Origin of the sequence: Armatimonas sp. (genome assembly GCF_043760365.1) — a bacterium.
Lineage (GTDB): Bacteria > Armatimonadota > Armatimonadia > Armatimonadales > Armatimonadaceae > Armatimonas.
The window spans coordinates 1-2,891 of record NZ_JAYUPA010000935.1; the positions used below are offsets into that span (position 1 = coordinate 1).

Below are 2,891 nucleotides of genomic sequence, written 5' to 3' on the forward strand. Positions count from 1 at the left end.
GGCCTCGGGCCGCACGAAGATTATCTCCGCCGAGGGTTCGTATCACGGTAAGACACTCGGAGCACTCTCGGCATCGGGTAGGGACAGCTACAAAACCCCTTTCGCGCCGCTTCTTCCCGGGTTCGTCCATGTGCCGTTTGGCGACAGCGCCGCGCTCTCTGCCGCCGTAGACGACGAGACGGCGGCGATTTTATTGGAACCCATTCAAGGGGAGAACGGGATTCGGATTCCCCCCGACGGCTACCTCAAGGCCGCGCGCCAGCTCGCCGACCAGCACGGGGCGCTACTGATTCTGGATGAAGTCCAGACCGGCCTCTGCCGCACGGGTAAGTTCTTCGCCTGCAACTGGGAGGATGTCGCGCCAGACATTATGACGCTTGCCAAGTCGCTGGGCGGCGGTGTGATGCCCGTGGGCGCCATTGTGGGAACGGCAAAAGTTTGGAACGCTGTTTTTCATGAGAACCCGTATCTACACACCAGCACGTTCGGCGGCAACGAAGCGGCCTGCGTGGCAGGAATCACCGCGCTGACCATCATGCGCGAGGACAATCTCGCCGAGCAGGCCCGTATTAAAGGCGAGAAGCTGCTCAGCGGCCTCAAGGGGATTCAAGCCAAGCACCCGAAGCTCGTGATGGACGTCCGCGGACGTGGCCTGATGATCGGCGTGGAGTTCTCAGATGCCGACATTCAAAAACTGGCGATCGGCTCGCTGGTCGAAAACGGCGTGGTCGTGGCCTACACGCTCAACAACACCAAGATTATGCGCGTTCAGCCGCCCCTCGTGATCACCGACGAGCAGATTGAGAAAGTGATCGCAGCCTTTGATATCGCGCTCACCGACACGGCGGATGTGCTGAGCCTGCTGGATTAACCTCGTTAACCCCCGCCGAGCGGGGGTTAGGGAGGGTGCGCGTTAGCACCAGTGGGCGCCCTGCGCGTTGACGTAAACGGCGTAGAGTGACTGCCCCGCGGTGATAAAGAGCCGGTTGCGCTTGGAGCCACCGAAACAGAGGTTCGAGCCAATCTCTGGCAGGAGAATCTGACCGATACGCGTGCCATCAGGGGCGAAGGTCTGCACACCGTCGAAGCCCGCGCCCACCCAGCCCGTCGCGGCCCAGACATTGCCCTCGGTATCACAGCGGATGCCGTCTGCGTTGCCCGTGGCCTTCTTGCCATTGAGATCCATCGTCATCTTGGCGAACTCTTTTGCCTTGCCAAGCTTAGTTCCACTCTGCACATCAAAGACCCAGATACAGTGAGGATCACCCGTGTCGGCGATATAGAGCTTCTTGTAGTCCTGCGAGAAGCAGAGTCCGTTGGGCTTGGTAGGCTCGTCGGTGACTTTCTCCACTTTCAGCGTGTTCGGGTCAATGCGATAGACAGCCTCTTTGAGCTCCAATGGCCCCTTCATTCCCTCGTAGTAGCCCATCGAGCCGTAGCCGGGGTCGGTGAACCAGATGCCACCATCGGGGTGTACCGCGCCGTCGTTGGGGGCGTTGAAGGGCTTGCCATTGAACGTAGACGCCAGAACGGTGACGCTCCCATTATGCTCGTGGCGAGCCACGCGGCGGGTGAGGTGCTCAAAGGAGATGAGCCGCCCCTCCCGATCGAGCGTGTTGCCGTTGGAGTTGTTGGAGTCGCGGATCACCGACGTGTGGCCGTCCTCCCAGAGCCAGCGGCGGTGAATGCTGTTGGGGATGTCCGACCAGAGCACGTAGCGCCCAACACTGTGCCAGAGCACTCCCTCCGCCCACATCGAGCCGGTGTGCAGCCGCTGGATCGGGGTGTTGCCGATCATGAGGGGCTCATAGCGCTTGTCGAGAGCGATAATATCGGGATCGGGGTAGCGGATCACCGCTGCACCGGGGCTGTAGCGGTCGAAGGCATTGCCCTTCTCTTGTTGCTGCGCCAAAGCAGCCGAGGCGGTGAGCGTCACTGCGCCCGTGAGTAGACTTCGTCGGTTCATAGGTTATTTATCCTCCAGATCATAGCGTGCAAAAATCGGCTGGCCAACTACGGCCTCCGGGATCACCATGCCGCCCATTTTACCTGATGGGCGGCGTTTTGGGGCGTTTACGGAATCGGGCGGCTAAAGCGGCCCGCTGGTGCGGCAAGATCCATGAATGGGCCTGAGGGCGGGTTGAAGGTGATGCGCTGCTTGTCGTGGGCGGGAAGCTTGGCATCTGCGGGATCTTCCGGCCCTTGGAGTCCGACCTCGCGCAAGGTGGCGCACACGGCGGTGCAGGCGACTCCTGCCCGTCCGGTGCGAGTGCGCGTACTGTGGCGGTGGTAAGCTTTCCGTCGTTGTCGTAGCGGTAGGCGTAGAGCGTCTTGGTGTCGGTGAGGGTTCCCTGGGCAGAGTGGAGAGCACCTTCGAGCGCTTTCTGCCCCTGGGTGCTGGTGGGGCGAGTGATCAGGTTGGCTTTGGGGCGGTAGCGCCAGTCCAGCGTGCTTTCCAGCGCTGCCACTCGCCCATGCCCATTAGCTCCAGCGGTGAGCAGAGCCAGAGCGGAAGAGTCCAACTTGGTGGCGGGAGTGGTCGGCTTGGGGGGAGCCGTGGGCTTCTGGGGAAACGAGACCAGCGAGACGAAGGGAAAGAAGAGTCAGCATCGTTAAGTGTCCTCAAGGCAGCAGTAATCCTATTTTACCGGAGCCTTTTTCACGAATGGTTTGCCGAGGCCTGAAAGTCCCCGGCCAAACGTCTCCTTCTCTGCGGGCTCGGCCCGCTTCGCGCGGAGCGCGGCCCAGAGATGGCCTTTCAGGCCATCGAAGGCGATTCGTGAAAAAGGCTCTACCGGATTTACCGGATTTTCGGTGTGCGCGATACAATGAGCGTGAGATGGATGAACAAGCGATTGATCACGACAGGCTTTTCAAAGAGCTGCTCACGA

3 protein-coding genes are annotated in these 2,891 nt (G+C 60.8%); 1 reads left to right on the forward strand and 2 read right to left on the reverse strand.

The window, feature by feature from the left end:
- A partial coding sequence (locus ACH2EH_RS23595; protein WP_395145641.1) for an aspartate aminotransferase family protein occupies positions 1–871 on the forward strand: 871 nt, incomplete at its 5' end.
- A 42-nt stretch (positions 872–913) separates the two neighbouring features.
- Here the strand turns inward: ACH2EH_RS23595 and ACH2EH_RS23600 are convergent.
- Positions 914–1,966: an SMP-30/gluconolactonase/LRE family protein gene (locus ACH2EH_RS23600; protein WP_395145643.1), complete on the reverse strand. Its 1,053-nt coding sequence runs from the start codon at positions 1,964–1,966 to the stop codon at positions 914–916.
- Between the two features lie 79 nt (positions 1,967–2,045).
- A complete protein-coding gene (locus ACH2EH_RS23605; protein WP_395145645.1) occupies positions 2,046–2,468 on the reverse strand; it encodes a hypothetical protein in 423 nt (140 codons plus the stop codon).
- Positions 2,469–2,891 lie beyond the last annotated feature (423 nt).

Bases quoted from the DNA above. Each gene is read 5' to 3' on its own strand.
- ACH2EH_RS23600 (WP_395145643.1), bottom strand. From the start codon at position 1,966: ATGAACCGACGAAGTCTACTCACGGGCGCAGTGACGCTCACCGCCTCG.